Below are 19,877 nucleotides of genomic sequence, written 5' to 3' on the forward strand. Positions count from 1 at the left end.
TAACGTGCTGGTGTGCAGCGCTCATCGAGATCCCGCCTCGCCGTCCTCCTTGCCGTCACGGCGTTGATCGCGGGGTGTGACTCGAAGCCGGCCGACCGGGCGGCGCCGTCGAGCAGCCCGTCCAGCACCGCCGCTCCCGTCTCCGACCTTCCACCGCCGTTGGTTCCGGCAATGCCCCTGCCGGACAACGCCGTCGAGAATGCCGTCGCCAAGCTGGACGGCATCGCCGACGAGCTCATGAAGAAGTCAGGCATCCCGGGAATGGCGGTGGCCGTCGTCCACGGCGGAAAGACGGTCTATGCCAAGGGGTTTGGCGTCAAGGATGCCCGCAACGGCGACAGTCCGGAGAACAAGGTGGACCCCGACACGGTCTTCCAGCTCGCCTCACTGTCCAAGCCCCTGGGGTCCACCGTCGTCGCTCACCAGGTCGGTCAGGGTGCCATCACGTGGGATACGCCCATCGTCGCCGAGCTGCCCTGGTTCGCGTTGCAGAATCCGGACGTCACCAAGATGGTGAGCGTCGGCGACATGTACTCCCACCGGTCCGGCCTGCCCGACCATGCGGGTGACCTGCTCGAGGACCTCGGCTACGACAGGCGCTACATCCTGGACCGCCTCCGCCAGCTGCCCCTCGATCCATATCGAATCTCGTACGCCTACACCAACTTCGGGTTGACCGCTGGCGCCGAGGCCGTGGCGACCAGCGCGGGCAAGACGTGGGAGGAGCTCAGCCAGGAAGTCCTCTACGGCCCCCTGGGAATGACCTCCACGAGTTCGCGATTCGACGAGTACGAGTCGAGGACCGACAAGGCCGTCGGGCACATCCACATCGATGACGCATACAAACCGCTCTACGTCCGCGATGCCCAGCCGGAGTCGCCCGCGGGCGGGGTCAGCTCGTCGGCGAACGACATGACCAAGTGGCTGACGATGATGCTCGCCGACGGGAGTTTCAACGGTCAGCAGATCGTCGACCCGAAGGCGCTACTGCCCGCCGTCACGCCGCAGATCACGTCGAGCCCGCCGTCGGAACCGGCGATGCGCTCGGGGTTCTACGGGTACGGCTTCAACGTGGGGACGACGTCCGCCGCCCGCGTGCAGCTCAGCCACTCCGGAGCGTTCGACGTGGGGGGGGCGGGCACCAACTTCGTCATCATCCCGTCGGCCGACGTGGCCATCGTGGCGCTGACCAATGCCACCCCGTCCGGCATTCCCGAGACGCTCACGGCCGAGTTCGCCGATCTGGTCCAGTTCGGCGAGGTCCGACAGGATTGGCGCACGCTCTACGGGGACGCGTTCGCGGCGATGGAGGGGCCGGAAGGCTCTCTGGCAGGCCAGAAGCCGCCCGCGAGCCCCGCCCCGGCGCCCGCCATGCCGACGTTGGTGGGCACCTACGACAACCCCTACTGGGGGCCGGCCACCGTGGCGGACACCGACGGAAGGCTCACTCTCGCAATCGGACCGCGCGAGAGATTCGAGCTGAGCCACTGGGACGGCAACGTGTTCACCTTCGTACCCACCGGTGAGAACGCGCCGCCAGGATCGATCTCCAAGGCCACGTTCACCGGTGACGTTCTGACCTTGGAGTTCTACGACGCCGAGAAGATGGGAGCGTTCACCAGGGCGCCAGGGCGATGACCGCCGCGACGGCGACTGGTCTCTCGGACGCCGAGGTCGGCCAACGGGTCGCCGAGGGCAAGGCCAACGACGTCCCCACCCGAGCCGCGCGAAGCGTCCAGGAGATCGTCCGCGCCAACGTCTTCACCCGGATCAATGCGATCCTCGGCGTCCTGCTCGTCATCGTGCTGTCCACCGGGTCGTTCATCAACGGGTTGTTCGGCGTCCTCATCGTCGCCAACTCTGCGATTGGCATCGTTCAGGAACTGCGGGCCAAGCAGACGCTGGACAAGTTGGCCATCGTGGGTCAGGCGAAACCCGTGGTGCGCAGACAGTCTGGGACCGCTGCACGTTCACCAGGTGAGGTGGTGCTCGACGACGTCATCGAACTCGGGCCGGGTGATCAGATCGTGGTCGACGGCGAGGTGGTCGAGGAGGCGGATCTCGAAGTCGACGAATCCCTTCTCACCGGCGAGGCGGATCCGGTGGCCAAGGATGCGGGCGACGAGGTGAAGTCGGGCAGCTTCGTGGTGGCGGGAAGCGGCGCATACCGCGCGACGAAGGTGGGTCGCGAGGCGTACGCCGCCAAGCTCGCCGAGGAGGCCAGCAAGTTCACGCTGGTGAAGTCCGAGCTTCGCAGCGGTATCGACAAGATCCTCCAGTTCATCACCTACCTGCTGATTCCCGCCGGACTCCTGACCATCTACACACAGCTGTTCACCACCGACGTGGGCTGGCGAGAGTCGGTGTTGCGCATGGTCGGTGCGCTGGTGCCGATGGTGCCCGAAGGTCTGGTCCTGATGACCTCGATCGCGTTCGCGGTCGGAGTGGTGCGGCTCGGCAGGCGTCAGTGCCTGGTACAGGAACTGCCTGCGATAGAAGGCCTCGCCCGAGTGGACGTGGTGTGCGCCGACAAGACGGGAACGCTGACCGAGAACGGCATGCGACTCAGCGAGCTGAAGACCTTCGGCGACCGCGACGCTCGGGATGCGCTGGCAGCACTGGCGGCCGCCGACGACCGTCCGAACGCCAGCATGCAAGCCATCGGCGAGGCGTACGGCGATCCACCCGGCTGGACGGCCACCGCCAACGCGCCCTTCAGGTCGGCGACGAAGTGGAGCGGTACTTCCTTTGGCGAAGATGGCAACTGGGTGATCGGTGCGCCCGACGTGCTGCTCGATCCCGCCTCGCCCGACGCCGAAGTCGCCGAAGGCATCGGCGCGAAGGGTATGCGCGTTCTGCTCCTCGGTTCGTCGGACGTCCCGGTCGACGCACCAGGAGCGCCGGGCGTCGTGACGCCGGTGGCGCTGGTCGTGCTCGAGCAGCGGGTTCGGCCTGACGCCCGCGAGACGCTCGATTACTTTGCCGCACAGAGTGTCACCGTCAAGGTGATCTCGGGAGACAACGCCGTGTCCGTCGCGGCGGTCGCGGGCGGCCTCGGCCTGCACGGCGAGACGATGGACGCCCGACAACTGCCGAGGGACGCCGACGAGCTAGCGGACTCGGTCGAGGAGCACACCACCTTCGGCCGGGTCCGGCCCGACCAGAAACGGGCAATGGTGCACGCCCTGCAGTCCCGCGGCCACACCGTCGCGATGACCGGCGACGGCGTCAACGACGTGTTGGCGCTCAAGGACGCCGACATCGGCGTCGCCATGGGCTCCGGTAGCTCGGCCTCGCGCGCGGTGGCACAGATCGTGTTGCTGGACAACAAGTTCGCTACCCTTCCCTACGTCGTCGGCGAGGGCAGGCGGGTGATCGGCAACATCGAGCGGGTCTCGAATCTGTTCCTCACCAAGACGGTGTACTCGGTCTTGCTGGCGGTGCTGGTGGGCCTTGCCGGGCTGTCGGCGAAGATCTTCCACACGAACCCATTGCTGTTCCCGTTCAAGCCGATCCACGTGACGATCGCCGCGTGGTTCACCATCGGAATCCCCGCGTTCGTGCTGTCACTGGCACCCAACCGGGAACGTGCCCACACGGGGTTCGTCCGTCGCGTCATGACCTCGGCGCTGCCGAACGGGCTGATCGTCGGCCTCGCGACGTTCGTCAGCTACCTGCTCGCGTACGAGGGACGCGCGTCGACCGTGGCGCAGCAGACTCAGGCGTCGACGGCGGCATTGATCACGCTCCTGGTGAGCGCGCTGTGGGTGCTCGCGGTGGTGGCGAGGCCGTACGAGTGGTGGCGGATCGCGCTGGTCGCGGTGTCGGCGGCGGCGTACGTGGTGATCTTCTCGCTGCCGTTGGCCAGGAAGGTCTTCATGCTCGATCCCTCCCACCTGGGGATGACGGTGACTGCCCTGGCCATCGGGGTGGCGGCAGCCACTCTGATCGAGGTGGTCTGGTGGGTGCAGGGGCGAATTCTCGGGGAGCGGCGACTGCTCTGGCGGTCGGACTAGCAATTCGAGACATTATGGTGGGGTCATGGGATTCCTGGAAAAGGTGAAGGACCTGGCGTCGAAGAACGCCGACAAGGTCGACACGGCGATCGAGAAGGTCGGCGACGTCGTCGACAAGAAGACGCAGGGCAAGTACGCGGGGCACGTCGACAAGGCGCAGGAGGCCGCGAGGAAGGCCGTCGCCGACAACGCGGGCCGGTCACCACAGCAGCCGCCCGCCGCGCCGTCGGGCCCGCCACAGCAGCCGCCCGCCGCGCCGTCCGGACCGCCGCCGCAGCCGCCCGCCGCACCGTCCGGACCGCCGCCGGCCTCGTAGGCGATGGCCAAGCTCTCCGTCTCGGTCGACGTCCCCCTCGCGCCGGAGCAGGCCTGGGCGGCCGCGTCGGACCTATCTCGGTACAAGGAGTGGCTGAGCATCCACCGGGTGTGGCGCAGCCGCGTACCGGAGACGCTGGAGAAGGGCACGAAGCTCGCGTCCATCGTCGAGGTCAAGGGCATGCCCAACCTCGTCCACTGGACGATCGTCAACTACAAGCCCCCGGAGAGCATGACGCTCAACGGTGACGGCAAGGGTGGCGTGAAGATCAAGATGATCGGCAAGATCAAGCCGGCCGACGAGGGCTCCACGGTGACGTTCGACGTTCATCTCGGCGGACCCGCCCTGTTCGGGCCGATCGGCATGATCGTCGCTGCGTCGCTCAAGGGTGACATCCGCGACTCTCTGGACAACTTCAAGTCCGTCTTCGCGTGACCGAACGCTACGAGTGCGGCATCGACGTCGCTGCCGTCACGGCGATCGACATCCACACCCACGTCGAGGTCGACTGTTCCGGGCATCACGCGTATGACGACGAGTTGGTCGATGCCACCCGGTCGTACTTCAAGATGGGCACCGCCGCGGCCGCGACGATCGACGAGCTGGCCGCTCACTACCGGCAGCGCAACGCCGCTGCCGTCGTGTTCACCATCGACGCCGAGACGGCGACGGGGCATCCGCCGAACTCCGTCGCCGATCTGATCGGGGGCGCCGCACGCCACCACGACGTGCTGATCCCGTTCGGTACGGTCGATCCGCTGCGGCCGGAGCGGGCCGTAGCCGCTGTGCGCGAGCAGGTTTCGCTCGGCGTGCGCGGTTTCAAGTTCCATCCGAGCGTGCAGGGGTTCGAGCCCAACGACCGCACCTACTACCCCATCTACGAGGCCATCGAGGCGGCGGGCCTGCCTGCGTTGTTCCATACCGGCCAGACCGGACTGGGTTCGGGTTTGCCTGGCGGGCACGGCATCAAACTGCGCTACAGCGATCCGATGCTGCTCGACGACGTCGCCGCCGACTTCCCCGGGCTGACCATCGTGATGGCGCATCCCGCGGTGCCATGGGTGGAGGCACAGATCGCGATCGTGGCGCACAAGGCGAACGTGTACCTGGACCTGTCGGGTTACGCCCCGAAGTACTTTCCGCCGCAACTGGTCTCGGCGCTTGGCCGACAGCTGCGCACCAAGGCGCTGTTCGGCACCGACTATCCGTACGTCCAAATGGACCGGTGGCGAAGGGAATTCGCCGCCCTAGAGCTCGGATCCGAGACCGAGGAGCTGATTCTCAAGGCGAACGCCATGAGGGTGCTCGGCCTCTGACGTCGGACTGCCCCTCCTGCAGGGTCTCCAGCAGTTCGCGGTGCGGCCCCACCAGGTAGGCGGTGTCCCCGGCGAACAGTCGAGTGTCCCGTCGAGGATGCAGCTGGACCTGCCCGGAACCCGAACCCGGCCCACGGGCGATGGCGATCACCCTCGTCCGGGTGGACATCTCGGCCATCGGCAACCCGTCGAGCTTGCTACCCGGTTCCACCTCGACGCCACCGACCATGAACGATTGCTGCCCCACCGAGAACGTGCCGAGCACCTCGAGCCCCATCGCCGTGCCGATGAACCACGGCGCGGCGAGCTCGACCGTCGAGCGGACGTTCTCGAAGCCGAAGCGTTGGGCCACGGCCGCGCCAAGGGTCCGGTCGTAGACGCGCAGCACCACGGGGACACCCGGTGCGTCCGCGGACCGCATCCATCGCCCACCCAATCGTTCGCGTAGCACGATGCCCGTCTCGATGTTCACCATGTCGTCCTGCGTCAGCACCGCCACGGCCACGGCATCATCGATGCGGGCCGAGTCGAGGGTCTCGGCCAGCGTGGCGTCACCGAAGATCACCGGTACGCCGAGCTGCGCGGCCGACGGAAGGTACCGGTTGTCGCGGCTGCGCTCGATGGCCACCACGTCATGGCCGGCGGCCTTCAGGTCGGCCACCACCCGGATGCCGAACGAGCCGAGACCGACGACGACGACGTGGTCGTGCAGTTCGCGGACCCGGCGCCGGCCGGCATTCTGCGCAATGCGCCGCGACAGCAGGAGGTCTGCCACGAACGCCATGAGTACGGCGGTGGTCGTCACGCCCGCGAACATCAACACGATGCCGAACAGTCGCAGCCAGGTCGGCTGGTCGACGAAGCTAAAGTCGCCGTAGCCCACGGTGGCGATGGTCTCGGTGGAGAAGTACAGCGCATCGATCAGGCTCATCCCCGGCCTGTCGTAGGTGAAGCGCAGCAATACGGTGGCGCCGAGCAGCAGGCTCATCGATGCGGCCAGCGCCTTGAAGAAGTTCGGGTTCACGTCGTCCCGGAATGCGCGCACCGCATCGACGGTCCGCTGCCACGGTGTCCTTCGACGCGCCGCCTCGGCTGCCACGGGCGCGGCCACGGCGATACCGCGTGCGGCGAGATCGTCGGCCGTCCCGATCATCGCGGTCCAGTCACCGAGGTGGACTCGTTCGTCGCGGCCGGGACACGGCACCACGACGCCAGGATTCGGCGATCCGTCGCCGCGCAGGACGGCCACCGGAGCCAGATCGCCGAAGATCTCCCGCAGTGTGGCGTCACGCGGTGCGGCCGTGCCGGAGACGACGAACTCGATCCCGGCGACGGTGATCGAATGCGTGGTGCGCGAGAGACACGCCTCGACCACCGACGGCGCGGCGAGATCGGCGACGTCCAATATCGCGCCGGGACCGTTGCCGATGGCGACGGCCTCGCGCAGCACGCTGTTCGCCAGCCGGGCGACTACCCGTACGCTCGGGTTGAATTGTCTTGCCAGTAGGGCTATTTCAAGGTTGAGAGCATCATCGTCGTCGGCGCAGATGAGGGCCGCGGCGTCGGCGATGCCAGCGTCGCGCAGCCCTGCGGAGGAGTCGATGATCGCGATCTCCCGACCGGCGGCCCGCAGCTGCTCGATGATCCGCAAGCCCAGCGGATCATCGCCGCAGACGATGGTGTGGCCCTCCATGCCGGTGAGGCTACTTCGGAAACCTCTCGGGCGAGGGGTGAAGATGGAGCCATGTCCACCGCGAAGATCTACGTCAAGGCCTGCATCAACGGTGCCCGCACCCCCGATCAGCACCCGAACCTGCCCGTTACCCCCGAGGAACTGGCCGCCGCGGCGGCCGCCGCTCACGAAGCCGGTGCCCAGGCAGTGCACATGCATCCCAAGACGCCCGACGGAAAGGACTCGCTCGAGCCCGACGTCGTCGCCGCCGCGGTGGCGGCCGTGCGCGCCGCGGTACCCGGTCTGCCGCTCGGAGTGACGACCGGGTTTTGGGCGCTACCGGACCCCGATGCGCGGCGCCGGGCGGTGGAGGCCTGGACGGTGCTGCCCGACTTCGCGTCGCTGAACTGGCACGAGCCGGGATCACCTGAGCTGGCGGACGTCCTCCTGGGCAAGGGGCTCGGCGTAGAGATCGGGCTGTTCCATCTCGAGGCGGCGGCAGCGTGGGCCGATTCGGAGATGGCCCAGCACTGCATGCGGGTGATGATCGAATTGCAGGGTCACGAGGACGTCGACGTGGCGGATGCGATGCTCGAGCGGATCGCTGCGGCCGGTTCTCCGGCGCCGGTGCTGCTGCACGGTCTCGACGAGAGTTGTTGGCCGCTACTCGAACACGCGGGCGTGTGTGGCGTCCAGACGCGCATCGGCATGGAGGACACCCTCAAGCTGCCGGACGGCTCCGTCACGCCCGACAATGCTGCCCTGGTGTCGGCGGCGATGGACTTGCTCAGTCGGTAGAGGCGCCGAGCACGAAGTCGGCGAAGTCGAAGCCGGGAACGACGACGCAGCTCACCAGGGCGGGCTCGTCGTCGCGCGGCGTGGCGCGTTGCCAGTGTCCCGGCGGCACCACGAACTGCGGCTCCTCACCGGCGCCGACGTCGCTACCCAGCACACGGGTGGTGGCGTCGTGATGTTCCACCCCCACCTCGAGCAGGAGCGGGCTGCCGCGGTGGTGTAGCCACAGCTCAGCACTGCGGACGGTGTGCCACGCCGACTGCTGACCCGGCATCAGGAGGAAGAGAATGGCGGTGCCCGCATTGCGTGGGCCCGTGTACTCGGGCGGAAGTGCGGGCTGGCCGAGGATCAGCTCGCTGCGCCACGTCTCGCGGTACCAGCCCCCTTCCGGGTGCGGCGCTAGGTCGAGTTTCCGGGCCCAGTCGGGGAGCTCGGTCATGGGCTCAGCCTACGTCGAAGGGGGCCGGAAACCCGATACGCTCGACCGCATGGCCCGCCTGCGTCCCGGATGGTTCGTCGTGCTCGGCTCGACGGTACTTCTGGTCAGCGCTTGGCTGCCGTGGCTGATGACGAACGTCGACGGGGGCGGACAGGCGAACGCGATCGGCGGCAAGCTCGGCGCGATCGACGTGCCCCCAAACGGCTTCGGCGTAGGGCAGCTCATCGTCGTGCTCAGTTCGACGTTGATCGTGGCCGCGGCGATGGCGGCACGCAGCCTCTACGCAAAGTCTTCTTCGACTGCAGCCCTAGGCATCTCAGTGCTACTAGCCGTCTTGGTGCTGTGGTACTACCGACTGTACGTCGCACCCCCGGTGGCCGCGGGCTACGGCCTCTACGTCGGCGGCGGCGCGGTGCTGGCCTGCGCCGTGCTGTCGGTAGTCGCCATGGTCGCGGCGTGGTCGGGGATGGGGCGTCGTCGATGAGCGGCTTCCTCGAACCCGTTGCGTTGGCGGGGGAGCGCTGGGTGTCGATCGAACCGTTGACGCGGGCCCACGTGCCGGAGATCGCGGCGGCGGCCAGCGACGTTCGGCCGCTGTGGTTCACCAGCGCCCCGACGCCCGACACCGCCGAGGAGTGGGCCGACGGGCGGCTGGCCGCGCAACACCCCGACACGGGTCTGACGTTCGTCGTCCGCGCCCTCGACGGTGGCGACGTGCTCGGATCCTCCAGCTACTGTCACGTCGACCCGCCCAACCGGCGGCTCGAGATCGGCTACACGTGGTATCGCCAATCGGTGCGACGGACGGGCGTGAACACCGAGTGCAAGCTGCTGATGCTGACCCATACGTTCGACGTATTGGATTGTGTAGCAGTGGAATTCCGCACCCACTTCTTCAACACCACCAGCCGCGCCGCGATCGAACGGCTGGGCGCCAAGCAGGACGGGATACTGCGCAGCCACCAACTGCTGGCCGACGGATCCCGCCGCGACACCGTCGTCTACTCGATCCTGGACGTGGAGTGGCCCGCGGTGCGCAACAATTTGCGATTCAGGCTTGACCGCTAGGCCCCTCGACGCTGGAGGTCCGCGCCCCGCAGCGGCCCGGCACACTGGTCGCAGGTAAGCACGGCGTCGAAGGCATTGCCGCAGGACGTATGGCGGAGCAGCACGGCGGGACCCTCGGGTGCGGCGAACCAGCGTTGGGCCCACTGCAGCGAGGTGATCAGCACGGGAAAGACGGCTCGGCCCTTTTCGGTGAGCAGATAGCGTCCGCCGCGGGGTTCGAGCACTCCGCCCGCCGTGAAGATCTGCAGCCGGTGGGTCAGCGAACTGGGCGGAGCGCCGAGTTGGCCGGCGAAGTCACCGAACCGCGTCGTGCCGACGAACGCCGCCACCAACAGTGCGAAGGCCCATCGGTTGCCGAGGATGCCCATGGTCTCCGGGAACAGCCCGGCCCGCCCCGGCGCCGCCCCGGACGCCGACCGGCGCCGCGTCGACTCCACGGGCATGGACCGCGGCCACGACCCGCTGGGTCCCCACGCGACGGTCAGCTCCTTCTCCGTGACGACCTGCGCGCAACTCCGGCAGGTGACCAGCGGCGCGAACGGGGCGTCGCAGCCGAGGTGATGCATGGTGGGCAGGCGCTCGGAGTGGTCGGGCACCCAGCGGCGTTCCCACTCCCAGATCGACGTCAGGACGGGCCACAGCGAGCGCCCCTGCGGGGTCGGGAGGTACTCGTACCGGGCTGGTTTCGCGTGATAGAGGGTGCGCTCCAGCAGGCCGTCGTCGGTCATCGCCGACAGCCGTCGGGTGAGCACCGCGTGAGAGATCGGCAGGCGTGCGGCGAAGTCGCCGTATCGGGTGACGCCCAGGAGCGACTGCTGGGCGATCAGGAGTGTCCACTCGTCACCGAGAACGCCGAGCATCCGGCCGACGGCGTTGACTCCGCGCGGCTCGTTCACCTACAGGCCGACTGCCTCTGCAGCGGTGTCGGTCTGCTGCCAGCGGCGTAGCTCCGACCCTGGTGCCCACGTGGAATGCGTTCCACTGGAGACTCTTTCGGGGAGCGCCAGCTTGCATACCGGACCGTCGCCCACCCTGGCGGCGTCGAAGACCAGACAGTAGGAGGCGTCGGCGTTCATGTCGGTGGTGATGGTGACCAGATACCCGTCGTCCTCGCCCGCAGAGCCCAGCCGGGGCGCCATGGCGGTCTCGCTTCCGTAGACGCCGTCGGGGAACGCGAAGTGCTCCTCGGCGCCGGTCTGCAGGTCGTGCTTGACCATGCCGTCGAAGAGGAACCACCCCGGCTTGCCCGTCGCGGCATACGTGTAGCGGTAGTTCGCACCCGCGTAGCCCGGGTTGATCATGCCGAATTCCGTGATGCGGTCGGAGAGTGACTCCTCGCGCACTCCGCCGGTGACCAGGTTGAAGCGCCAGCGGTGCAGTCGCGCCTGCATCCTGTCCAGGGCGAGGAAGCGGAAGGCGCGCTGCCACTTGTCGCCAAGGCCGTTGTCGGTGGGCTCTGGGTCGCCCTGGTAGAAGCCGTCGAGGACGATCTCGTCGCCTTCCTCATAGGCGTTGGTGAAGTGCAGGACGTAGGTCGGGTCGGCCTCGAACCACTGGATCTGGGACGTGTCACCGCGCCGCGGGATCACGGCGAATCGCGACGGCAGGTCGCGGTGGAAGCGCGCCACGTGGGCATTGCGTTCCAGGTACTCGGGCTCCCAGAACAGCGGAAAGTCGTTGAGGATGGCGTAGTTCTCGGTGAAGGCCATGTCGTGCGGCAGGCGTGGGCCGGGCAGCGGCACGTCGACGTAGTGCACCAGATCGTTGTTGGCGTCGACGACGCCGTAGTGCATGAACGGCTCCTGCTTGGAGTAGTTGAAGAAGAGCAGTTCGCCGGTCCTGTCGTCGACCTTCGGGTGGGCCGACACTCCCCAGTGATGCGGGAAATCCCCGTTCCACTGCTGCTTGCCCAGGGTGTCGCCGCTAAAGGGATCGACGCGGTAGAGGTCCCCGCACTGGTAGAAACTACTCAGCGCCGTGCCGCGATGCACGATCACGTCCGTACTGGAGGCGTCCTTCATCAACGTCCTTGCGCCCCAGCCATAGTCGCGTTTCGCCAGGCCGACCGGTTCGGCGAGCCCCGGCCACAGCGGGCCGCCCGCGTCGTTCTCCTCGGCGAACCCGTCGGTCTTGACGAACCTGTTGCGGTAGAAAGCCTTTCCGTCGCGGAACCCGACGACGTGGATCATGCCGTCACCGTCGAAGGGGTGGTAGGCCTTCATCGCGGGATGCAGCGGGTTCTCCGTATTGCGAAGGTAGACACCGTCGAGATCGCGGGGGAGCTCACCTTCTACGACCGTGAGGTCGTCGGCGTCCCATTCGGTCGACTGTGGGCGCCACGGCCCCGTGCGGTACGGGTGGTCGTCGTCCTCGGGCAGGGTCGAGAGGAACTTTCCGACGATCTCTACGTGCATTCGCTACTCCCTTGCAGTGCTGACGACGAAGCTGACCGTGGTGGCCGTACTGCCACCGAAGTTGAGCGTTCCGAAAGTGCGTGCGCCATCTACCTGATAGTCGCCCGCGGTGCCGCTGACCTGTTTGGCGGCGTCGAGGAGCATGCGCACCCCCGAGGCGCCGACGGGATGGCCGCCGCCGATCAGACCGCCGCTGGGGTTGACGGGCAGCCGTCCGCCGATCTCGATCTCGCCGTTCTCGATGGCCTTCCACGATTCGCCGGGATCCGTCAGCCCGATGTGGTCGATGGCGAGGTACTCGCTGGGGGTGAAGCAGTCGTGCACCTCGATGCCGTCGAGGTCGTCGAGCGTGACCCGGGCCCGGTCGAACGCGTCGAGGACGGCGCCGCGGACGTGCGGCATGACATAGGGCCCGTCGGCCGAATGGTTCAACTTCTGCCGCATGCCGAGGCCGACCGTGCGGTGTCCCCACCCCTCGATCCGGGCCACGGGTTTTGCCTCGGGATGATCGCGCAGGTAGTCGTCGGTGACGAGCACGACGCCCGCCCCGCCGTCGGTCATCTGGCTGCAGTCGAACCGACGGATGCGGCCCTCGACGATGGGATTCTGGACGTCGTCGTCGGTGAGCGGCGCGGGCACCGCCCACTCGCGTGTCTGCGCGTTCGGGTTGCGCCGGGCGTTGGAGAGGTTCACCGTGGCGATGGCCCGCAGATGGCTCTCGTCGAGACCGTAGCGGCGGTCGTACTCATCGGCGACCTCGGAGAACATGTACGGCCACATGAACGTCGCGTCGCGGCCCTCGTGGCCGATCCAGGCGGCGGCGCCGAGGTGTTGGGCGGCGATGTCACCGGGCACGGTCTTCTCTAGCTCGACGCCGACGACGAGCGCCGTGTCGTAGGCACCGGACCGTAGATCGGCGATCGCCGCGAGCACCGCGATGCTGCCGGAGGCGCAGGCGGCCTCGTGGCGCGACGACGGGGTGTCCCACAAGCCGTCCACGACGGTCGCGGGCATGGCGCCCAGATGCCCCTGACCGGCGAACAGCTCGCCGAAGGCATTGCCGACGTGCACGACGCCGATGTCGGCTGCGTCGATCCTGGCGGCCTGCAGCGTGCCCGTCACGACCTCGGCGGTGAGGCCGGCGAAGTCGACACCCTCCCGGGTGAGGTTGCGCGCGAAGTCGCTCTGGTGGCCGCCGAGGATCCACACGTCGCTGCCTTGCATGGTGGGACGATACTACAACTAACAGAGTGACTGGGGAATGGTTTGTATCCTGGAACCAGCGATCCCGCCGGCTCGTAGCTGAACCGGCGGGATCTAGGTTTGCTCGGCTGTCGACAACCGAGCACACCTGTAACTCGGCATTTCCCGTCCTCAGGAGTCACAAACGTGCTTGTAGGTACCCGCAGGGGGCAAGATGCTGTCATGAAGGTGCAGAACCACGATCTCGCGCTCCGCATGGCGGAGCTCTCGCGCGTGATCGCGCTGCGGAAGGTCGACGACGTTCTTGCCGACGTCACCACGGCGGCGAAGGAGTTGATTCCCGGGGTCGACGAGGCCGGTGTGCTGCTGGTCGGCAAGGCCAGCACCTTCGAGACGTTGGCCCCGACCGGTGACCTGATGTACAAGCTCGACGAGTTGCAGATGCGCTTCGGTGAGGGCCCCTGTGTGGAGGCGGCGCTCGATGAGATCGTGGTGCGTACCGATGACTTCCGTGACGAGCCGCGGTTTCCGAAGTACGCACCGGAGGTCGTCAAGTTGGGGGTGCTCTCGGCGCTGTCGTTCAAGCTGTACACCGCCGACCGCACCGCGGGGGCCCTGAACCTGTTCGGGTTCGAGCCCGGGTTGTGGGACAGCGAGGCGGAGTCGATCGGGATGATCCTGGCGGCGCATGCCGCGGCGGCGATCCTGGCCAGCCGCGAGGGCGAGCAGTTGCAGTCGGCGTTGTCCACGCGGGATCGGATCGGGCAGGCCAAGGGCATCATCATGGAACGGTTCAAGATCGACGATGTGCGCGCGTTTGCGATGCTGCGTCAGCTGTCGCAGGATTCCAACGTCAAGTTGATCGACGTGGCGCAGCGCGTCATCGACACCCGCGGGGACTGACGGCGCGCCCCGTGCGCCACTCATGGGACCACGAGCACGATCTTGCCCCGAATGTGTCCCTCGGCGGCGCGTTCGTGGGCGGCGCGGGCCTCGGCGAGCGGGAACGTGCTGTCGATGGCGACGCGCAGGATGCCGGCCTCCATCAGGCGTCCCAGCTCCTCGAGTTGGGTGCCGTTGGAGCGGACCTGGGTCATCGACACCGTGACGCCCAGCGTCGCGGCCCGTTCGGCGTCGGCGAAGCCGGGGAACACGGGGAACAGCGCGCCGCCGCGTCGAAGCGTGGGGAGGAAGCGGCCGGTGTCGGGGCCGCCGATCGTGTCCAGGACGAGGTCGAGGTCGCGCACGGACTCCTCGGGGCGTTGCTCGGTGTAGTCGATGAAGTCGTCTGCCCCAAGGTCGCAGAGCATGGCCTCGTGTCCGCCCGATGCCACGGCAATCACCTGTGCGCCTTGCCATTTAGCGAGCTGGACTGCGATGTGCCCGACGCCGCCCGCGGCGCCATTGACGAGCACGCTCTTGCCGCTCAGTGGTGTCGGCCGGTGACGGACCGGCTGCCGGCGCGGTGACGTACTCCGCGTAGGCGGCGCCGTCGCCGAAGCTGGGAAAGCGGAGCATGCCGAACACCTCGTCGCCGACCGCGAAGCCGACCACGTCGTCGGCGACGGCCTCGACGACACCGGATACGTCCGATCCCGGAATCACGGGCAACGACACCGGCGGACGGACGCAACTCGGGGTGCGCCCGGTACCCGTCTCGCAGATACCAGTCGGGGGGATTGAGGCCCACCGCGCGAACGCGGACGAGCACCTCGCCCGGTCCGGGCTCGGGAACCGGTACCTCGTCGTTCCGGGCGCCGCTCTTCTACCGCCTGGTCACCACCGGCGACCCCATCAACGAGCAACTGATCCAGCATGCTGCGAACGTCGCCCTGGCGGCGGCGCGGGCTGGCTTGCTCACCACCCCGCAACGCTCGGGCGGGTGAACCCTCGCCGTCCGCACACTCGTGGAGAATGCGAACGTGGTGCCCCCGGCATGATTCGAACATGCGACACCGGCTTTAGGAGAGCCGTGCTCTATCCCCTGAGCTACGGGGGCGGACCGGATCGCAGCATACCGAAGTCACGGTCGACTTCGCGTTTCCCGAGGTCGCTCGGTGGCTATCCAAGATCATGACTGCTTCCAAGAAGGCCAAGCACACCGTTGACCGCCTGACCGGGCGGGTCAAGGAGAACGTTGGCGAGATCACGGGCAACCCGAGGCTGCGCAACGAGGGCAAGGTCGATCAGGTCAAGGCCCGCGTGAAGATGTCGGGCGAGCGACTGAAGGACGCCTTCCGCGGCCGCTGACCCGCGGGCCCAGTCACTTCAGCTCGGCGATCACCTTCGCGAACGCCTCTGCGTGCGGTTGCTGCACGATGATGTAGGTCACGCCGTACGTCTCGCGGTAGCGGCGGATCTCGTCGGCGATCTCGTTCGTCGAACCCGACAGCACCCCTGGCGTCCGCAGCAACTGCTCGTCGCTCAGTTCGGTCAGATACCGTCGCGTGATCGACAGGTCGGGAACCCCGGAGTCGTCGATCGGCATGGCGGTGACCGAGATGTTCAGCTCCAAGTCCGCGAAGCGCTCCGGAGCTGCGTTGCGCACGAACGCAATTCGTTCAGCCAACGGGTCGCCGCCGTCGTCGGCCGGATCGCCTCCGGTCAGCCCGATGATGTCCGCGCGCTGCGCAGCGATCGTCAACAGACGGTCGCCATTGCCCGCGATCATGATCGGGACGTCGGCAGCGTGCTCACCGAGGTACTCGACGACATGGCGAAGATGGTCGACTCGCTGCCCGGCGGTCGGGAACGGAATCTCGGCGGCGTCGAACTCGGCCTTGACGTAGCCGGTGCCGAGCCCGAGCTCCAGGCGGCCGCCACTGAGGTCCCGCACGGCGGTGACGTCACGGGCGAGGAGTGCGGGCTTGTAGAACCCGGCGTTGAGCACGAACGTGCCGAAGTGCAACGTCTCGGTGGCCATCGCCGCAGCCATCAACGTCGGGAACGGCGCGGGCGCACCGAGGTGGTCCGGTACGTGTAGGACGTCGTAGCCCATGTCCTCGGCCCGCCGAGCCCAGTCCTGAACCGCAGCTAGTCGCTGAGCCGCATGCAGACCAAACCCGAAGCGAAATTCGCGCGCCATCGCCTCAGCTTAGGTATCGCTTCGATGGCGCAGGTTTGGGCCCATCGGAGGCCGGGCAACTGGGGTCTCGAGCGGCGTGGGTACGTCGTCCGAGCATAAGGAGCGGCACCCTGATCCAGCCCATTGTGAACAGTCCGATGGGTCGGGTCGACACTCCAGCGCCCCCGACGTTCGGGGTGGAGGAGGAATTCCTCCTCGTCGATCCGCGCGCCGGTGAGCCCGTCGCCCTCAACGCCGCGGTGGCGGAACATGCTTCCCGCCGCGGTGTCGAGCTCGAACTCGAGCTGACCAGCTGTCAGGTGGAGACGACGTCTGACATCGCGAGCTCCAGCGAAGACCTGCGAAGAGATCTCACCAGGCTGCGCCGGGTGGCCGCTGATGCCGCGGCCGACGCCGGCGCGCGGCTGCTCGCCGTGGGCCTACCGCCCACCCTGCCGCACCACTTCCCCGTCACCGACAAACCGCGCTACCACGCGATCGCCGAGAGGTTCGGGATGATCGCCCACGAACAAGGCATCTCGGGATGTCACGTCCACGTCGCGGTGGCCGATCGTGAGCGGGCCGTCCAGGTCGCCAACCGGTTGCGCCCCTGGCTGCCGCTGCTGCTCGCACTGACCGCCAACTCGGCGGTTTACCGCAACGCCGACAGCGGCCACGCCAGCTGGCGCAGCGTGCTGTGGGCGCGATGGCCGAGCGCTGGTCCGCCACCCTGCTTCGCCTCAGCCGAGGAGTACGACGCCACCGTGCAGATGATGCTGCAGACGGGCGCGATGCTCGACGACGGCATGGTCTATTGGGACGTCCGCCCGTCGGCCAACTATCCGACGGTGGAGGTCAGGGTCGGCGACGTCCCCGCCACGGTCGCCGAGACCGTACTGTTCGCCACCCTCGTCAGGGCGCTGGTGATGACGGTGCTCGACGACGAGGAACGCGGCACGCCCGTGCCGAACCCGCATCCGCATGCGCTGCGGTCGGCGTACTGGACGGCGGCCCGCTACGGACTCGAGGGTGAGTTGATCGACCTCGCGGATGGATGCGAGAAGCGTTCGGCCGCAACACTCTTGAACGGCTTCGTCGACCACGTGCGACCCGCTCTGCAGGAGTTGGGCGACGACGACATGGTGCGGGCCGAGATGTCGCGGGTGCTCGCCGAGGGCAATGGCGCCACGCGACAGCGCCGGGCCTGGCAGCAGCGCCAGGACGTATCGGACGTCGTCGACGCCTCGGCGGCGGCCACCGCGGCGGGCGTCTGAGTCAGACCAGCGGAAGCTCGGCGAAGGCCGGTGTGGTCGGCGACGAGGAACCGCCGCTGGGCTCGACGGTGAACGCCAAAGCGGTCGATCCATGTAGGTCCGGCAACACGGCCGTGGTCGAGGGTGCCACTGCGCCAGCGTCCATCGTGCCCGCCGACTCCGGGCCCTTCGCGTCCACGAGCCACATCTGGTACACGGTGCCGGGCTTGGGTGGCGCGACGTTGTTCATCACCAACACGGCCTCGTTGCGCTCGCGCGAGAACACCACGGTCGCCGTCCCGCCGGTCGGAATGGCGCCCGACACCGTCCGCACGTCCGGGGCGGCGAAGATCCGCTCTGCCGCCGTAGGCTTCGGCTCGGGTCGTACCGCAATCCCGACACCGACGGCGCCGAGGCCAATGGCCACTGCGGCGGCAGCGGCTACCGCTGCGGTGCGCCAGCGGGTCGACTGCGGACGCATCTCGATCACCTTGCCGCCGTCGACGGCTGCCAGCACGCGCGCACGCAGCTGGGTCGGCGGTTCGAGCGCGGTCGAGGCAGACATCTTCGCCATCGTCTCGCGCACCGCCCGTACCTCGTCGGCGAAGGCGATCGCCACGGGCGTCGGCGCATTGGCCAGCTGTCGTTCGATGTCGTCGAGTTCGGACTGCGGCATCGCGTGCAATGCGTACGGCGTCGCGAGAACCAGCAGTTCGTTGGCGCTTGGTTCGGTCATGACACTCCCAGACACTTGCGCAAACCACGGATGCCATCTCGCATCCGTGACTTGATGGTCGCAAGGTTTGCTGACAATCGCTCCGATACCTGCACGTAGGTCAGGCCTTCGTAATACGCGAGCTGGATGCATTCACGTTGCGAATCGGTGAGCGACGCTAGGCAATCGGTGACTTGCCGCTGCTCGTCGAACTGGATGACCGCCTCGGCGACCCGGTCGGCCGGTAGTTCGACGTTCGCCGCTCCATAGCGGGACTCCCGCTGGCTAGCGGACTGCTCGGATCGCACCCGGTCCACCGCACGGCGATGCGCCAGGGTCATCAGCCAGGCCAAGGGGGTCCCCGCCGCCGGGTTGTAGGTGGCCGCATTGCGCCATACCTGCAGGTAGACGTCCTGGGTGGTCTCTTCGCTGTAGCCGGGGTCGCGGAGCACTCGAAGGACCAGCCCGAATGCCCGGGCGCGGGTGAGGTCATAGAACTCCGCGAATGCCTCGACGTCCTGTTGCGCTACCCGGCGCAGCAATGCGTCGAGGTCGGCCGTCACGCCGCGAAGTGTACTGGGCACGGCGACCGTAGTCACGGTAATCGCGATCTGGCCGGGCGCTGTGCGAAAGGCGAAGTGCCAGCATGAGATTCGTTGAAGGCAACACGGACGTGTGCGGTCGTGTCGATCGTCACAGTTGATCGACCGTCTCTCGCTCGATCGCGCGCGGGCGCGGAATCAGCGGCACGCGACGTGCCCACAGCGTGACGCCCTGGGCGCGAATCCACAGCGCGCCCATCAACGGTGCGACCGGCGCGACCAGTTGAAGCCAGGCGACGTTCGCGATGGATGCCCGCATCCGCGTCCCCCGGAGGGTCGCGACCAGCGCGGGCTTGTTCTCGCGGTGCAGCGAGATCGTCAGGTCCAGCGTGGCGTCGGGGCGCGGCGCCCGCACCAGGTAGTAGCCGTCCACCTCATTGAACGGGGACAGGTAGAGCGCCTTCTTCACGGCGGCGGGCTGATCGCCGGTTGGCGGCAGCAGGTACGCATGGCGGCCGCCGTAGATGTTGTGCACCTCGGCGATGACGTGACGGAGTACGCCCTCATTGTCATGACACCAGAAGATCGTCACTGGATTGAAGACAAAGCCGAGCACCCTGGCCTGCATCAATCCCGTCACGGTGCCGCCCGACAGCTCAATACCCCGCTCGGCCAGGTAGCCGTCGACGCGAGCCCGCAACGTGTCCTCCACACCTGACGGCGGTGGCGAAAGATGATCGGCGGCTTCGAATCTCGCGAAGGGTTGGAGCCAGGAGGGCAGCTCTGGAAGGTCGTCGACGTCGACGTACCAGCAGTAGCCGCTCTGCTCGAAGTAGTGGTGCACCGGCGAGCGGCGGAGGTGAGTGATGCGCGTCCGGTAGAGGGCTGTCGGCAGGCCGACCACCCGCTCGGCGCAGGCAGGCGCGACGACACTCTCTACCACTGCGACGGTCCGCCCGTCGAGGTCTTCTCGTTCCACGATCTGTATTCGTCACCGAACGTCACCCGGATGGGCCCGTTCGGCGCGTTCGCCCCGGTTCGGGATGCACATCGCCCGACCCCGC

The 19,877-nt window shown here is 67.7% G+C and carries 23 protein-coding genes and 1 tRNA gene; 12 read left to right on the plus strand and 12 right to left on the minus strand.

The window, feature by feature from the left end:
• Positions 1 to 12 precede the first annotated feature (12 nt).
• The 5 genes from QUE68_RS04740 to QUE68_RS04760 are packed head-to-tail and all read left to right on the plus strand — an operon-like array spanning position 13 to position 5,648.
• The gene (locus QUE68_RS04740; protein WP_284232823.1) at positions 13 to 1,638 is read left to right on the plus strand and encodes a serine hydrolase; all 1,626 of its coding nucleotides are present in this window, start codon (positions 13 to 15) and stop codon (positions 1,636 to 1,638) included.
• The gene (locus tag QUE68_RS04745; RefSeq protein ID WP_286275210.1) at positions 1,635 to 4,016 is read left to right on the plus strand and encodes an HAD-IC family P-type ATPase; all 2,382 of its coding nucleotides are present in this window, start codon (positions 1,635 to 1,637) and stop codon (positions 4,014 to 4,016) included. Before QUE68_RS04740 ends, QUE68_RS04745 begins: the two co-directional genes overlap by 4 nt.
• Positions 4,017 to 4,041: 25 nt before the next feature.
• Complete coding sequence (locus QUE68_RS04750) at positions 4,042 to 4,332, plus strand: antitoxin (protein ID WP_284232825.1); 291 nt, start codon at positions 4,042 to 4,044, stop codon at positions 4,330 to 4,332.
• Positions 4,333 to 4,335: 3 nt separating this feature from the next.
• Positions 4,336 to 4,767, plus strand: coding sequence for a type II toxin-antitoxin system Rv0910 family toxin (locus QUE68_RS04755; RefSeq protein WP_284224827.1), 432 nt, complete (start codon positions 4,336 to 4,338; stop codon positions 4,765 to 4,767).
• Positions 4,764 to 5,648, plus strand: a complete 885-nt coding sequence (locus tag QUE68_RS04760) for an amidohydrolase family protein (RefSeq protein WP_284232826.1) — start codon at positions 4,764 to 4,766, stop codon at positions 5,646 to 5,648. Before QUE68_RS04755 ends, QUE68_RS04760 begins: the two co-directional genes overlap by 4 nt.
• On the opposite strand, the gene QUE68_RS04765 is transcribed toward QUE68_RS04760, so the two are convergent.
• On the minus strand, positions 5,614 to 7,341 hold the full coding sequence (locus tag QUE68_RS04765) for an NAD-binding protein (protein ID WP_286275211.1): 1,728 nt from the start codon (positions 7,339 to 7,341) through the stop codon (positions 5,614 to 5,616). The two genes, QUE68_RS04760 and QUE68_RS04765, sit on opposite strands and share 35 nt — an antisense overlap.
• 51 nt (positions 7,342 to 7,392) lie before the next feature.
• Between QUE68_RS04765 and QUE68_RS04770 the strand changes: the two genes are divergently transcribed.
• Entirely contained in the window at positions 7,393 to 8,118 is a 726-nt protein-coding gene (locus QUE68_RS04770) for a 3-keto-5-aminohexanoate cleavage protein (protein ID WP_284232828.1), read from the plus strand.
• On the opposite strand, the gene QUE68_RS04775 is transcribed toward QUE68_RS04770, so the two are convergent.
• Positions 8,108 to 8,554 (minus strand): cupin domain-containing protein, encoded by a 447-nt coding sequence (locus tag QUE68_RS04775; protein WP_284232829.1) that lies wholly within the window; start codon positions 8,552 to 8,554, stop codon positions 8,108 to 8,110. The two genes, QUE68_RS04770 and QUE68_RS04775, sit on opposite strands and share 11 nt — an antisense overlap.
• A 49-nt stretch (positions 8,555 to 8,603) precedes the next feature.
• On the opposite strand from QUE68_RS04775, the gene QUE68_RS04780 reads away from it, so the two are divergent.
• On the plus strand, positions 8,604 to 9,038 hold the full coding sequence (locus tag QUE68_RS04780; RefSeq protein ID WP_284224834.1) for a hypothetical protein: 435 nt from the start codon (positions 8,604 to 8,606) through the stop codon (positions 9,036 to 9,038).
• Entirely contained in the window at positions 9,035 to 9,622 is a 588-nt protein-coding gene (locus QUE68_RS04785) for a GNAT family N-acetyltransferase (protein WP_284234676.1), read from the plus strand. The genes QUE68_RS04780 and QUE68_RS04785 overlap by 4 nt, the downstream gene beginning before the upstream one ends.
• Here the strand turns inward: QUE68_RS04785 and QUE68_RS04790 are convergent.
• Genes QUE68_RS04790 through QUE68_RS04800 form a run of 3 tightly spaced genes read right to left on the minus strand, consistent with a single transcriptional unit; the run spans position 9,619 to position 13,260 of the window.
• Entirely contained in the window at positions 9,619 to 10,482 is an 864-nt protein-coding gene (locus tag QUE68_RS04790) for a winged helix-turn-helix transcriptional regulator (protein WP_284234677.1), read from the minus strand. The genes QUE68_RS04785 and QUE68_RS04790 overlap by 4 nt on opposite strands.
• Positions 10,483 to 10,518: 36 nt before the next feature.
• Positions 10,519 to 12,036 (minus strand): carotenoid oxygenase family protein, encoded by a 1,518-nt coding sequence (locus QUE68_RS04795; RefSeq protein WP_284232830.1) that lies wholly within the window; start codon positions 12,034 to 12,036, stop codon positions 10,519 to 10,521.
• 3 nt (positions 12,037 to 12,039) lie between these two features.
• On the minus strand, positions 12,040 to 13,260 hold the full coding sequence (locus QUE68_RS04800) for an acetyl-CoA acetyltransferase (RefSeq protein ID WP_284232831.1): 1,221 nt from the start codon (positions 13,258 to 13,260) through the stop codon (positions 12,040 to 12,042).
• Positions 13,261 to 13,461: 201 nt separating this feature from the next.
• Here QUE68_RS04800 and QUE68_RS04805 point away from each other — a divergent pair, with 201 nt between their 5' ends.
• Positions 13,462 to 14,142, plus strand: a complete 681-nt coding sequence (locus QUE68_RS04805) for a GAF and ANTAR domain-containing protein (RefSeq protein WP_284224838.1) — start codon at positions 13,462 to 13,464, stop codon at positions 14,140 to 14,142.
• A 20-nt stretch (positions 14,143 to 14,162) separates the two neighbouring features.
• On the opposite strand, the gene QUE68_RS04810 is transcribed toward QUE68_RS04805, so the two are convergent.
• Positions 14,163 to 14,573: a zinc-binding dehydrogenase gene (locus QUE68_RS04810; RefSeq protein ID WP_284224840.1), complete on the minus strand. Its 411-nt coding sequence runs from the start codon at positions 14,571 to 14,573 to the stop codon at positions 14,163 to 14,165.
• 25 nt (positions 14,574 to 14,598) lie between these two features.
• On the minus strand, positions 14,599 to 14,856 hold the full coding sequence (locus tag QUE68_RS04815) for an alcohol dehydrogenase catalytic domain-containing protein (RefSeq protein WP_284224842.1): 258 nt from the start codon (positions 14,854 to 14,856) through the stop codon (positions 14,599 to 14,601).
• Positions 14,857 to 14,918: 62 nt separating this feature from the next.
• Between QUE68_RS04815 and QUE68_RS04820 the strand changes: the two genes are divergently transcribed.
• Complete coding sequence (locus QUE68_RS04820; protein WP_284234750.1) at positions 14,919 to 15,125, plus strand: hypothetical protein; 207 nt, start codon at positions 14,919 to 14,921, stop codon at positions 15,123 to 15,125.
• 37 nt (positions 15,126 to 15,162) lie between these two features.
• Here the strand turns inward: QUE68_RS04820 and QUE68_RS04825 are convergent.
• A tRNA-Arg gene (locus QUE68_RS04825) sits at positions 15,163 to 15,238 on the minus strand.
• Positions 15,239 to 15,312: 74 nt separating this feature from the next.
• Between QUE68_RS04825 and QUE68_RS04830 the strand changes: the two genes are divergently transcribed.
• Positions 15,313 to 15,489: a CsbD family protein gene (locus tag QUE68_RS04830; RefSeq protein WP_284224844.1), complete on the plus strand. Its 177-nt coding sequence runs from the start codon at positions 15,313 to 15,315 to the stop codon at positions 15,487 to 15,489.
• A gap of 13 nt (positions 15,490 to 15,502) precedes the next feature.
• Here QUE68_RS04830 and QUE68_RS04835 read toward each other — a convergent pair whose 3' ends face one another.
• On the minus strand, positions 15,503 to 16,324 hold the full coding sequence (locus tag QUE68_RS04835) for an LLM class F420-dependent oxidoreductase (protein WP_284224845.1): 822 nt from the start codon (positions 16,322 to 16,324) through the stop codon (positions 15,503 to 15,505).
• 137 nt (positions 16,325 to 16,461) lie between these two features.
• Here QUE68_RS04835 and QUE68_RS04840 point away from each other — a divergent pair, with 137 nt between their 5' ends.
• Complete coding sequence (locus QUE68_RS04840) at positions 16,462 to 17,577, plus strand: glutamate--cysteine ligase (RefSeq protein ID WP_284234678.1); 1,116 nt, start codon at positions 16,462 to 16,464, stop codon at positions 17,575 to 17,577.
• Position 17,578: 1 nt separating this feature from the next.
• Here QUE68_RS04840 and QUE68_RS04845 read toward each other — a convergent pair whose 3' ends face one another.
• The 3 genes from QUE68_RS04845 to QUE68_RS04855 form a co-directional block, all read right to left on the minus strand.
• A complete protein-coding gene (locus tag QUE68_RS04845; protein ID WP_284232832.1) occupies positions 17,579 to 18,292 on the minus strand; it encodes an anti-sigma factor in 714 nt (237 codons plus the stop codon).
• Entirely contained in the window at positions 18,289 to 18,870 is a 582-nt protein-coding gene (locus QUE68_RS04850; RefSeq protein WP_284224848.1) for a sigma-70 family RNA polymerase sigma factor, read from the minus strand. The genes QUE68_RS04845 and QUE68_RS04850 overlap by 4 nt, the downstream gene beginning before the upstream one ends.
• 94 nt (positions 18,871 to 18,964) lie before the next feature.
• Entirely contained in the window at positions 18,965 to 19,717 is a 753-nt protein-coding gene (locus QUE68_RS04855) for a DUF1365 domain-containing protein (protein ID WP_455012802.1), read from the minus strand.
• Positions 19,718 to 19,877 lie beyond the last annotated feature (160 nt).

The sequence above is a fragment of the Mycolicibacterium sp. TUM20985 genome (genome assembly GCF_030295745.1).
Classification (GTDB): domain Bacteria; phylum Actinomycetota; class Actinomycetes; order Mycobacteriales; family Mycobacteriaceae; genus Mycobacterium.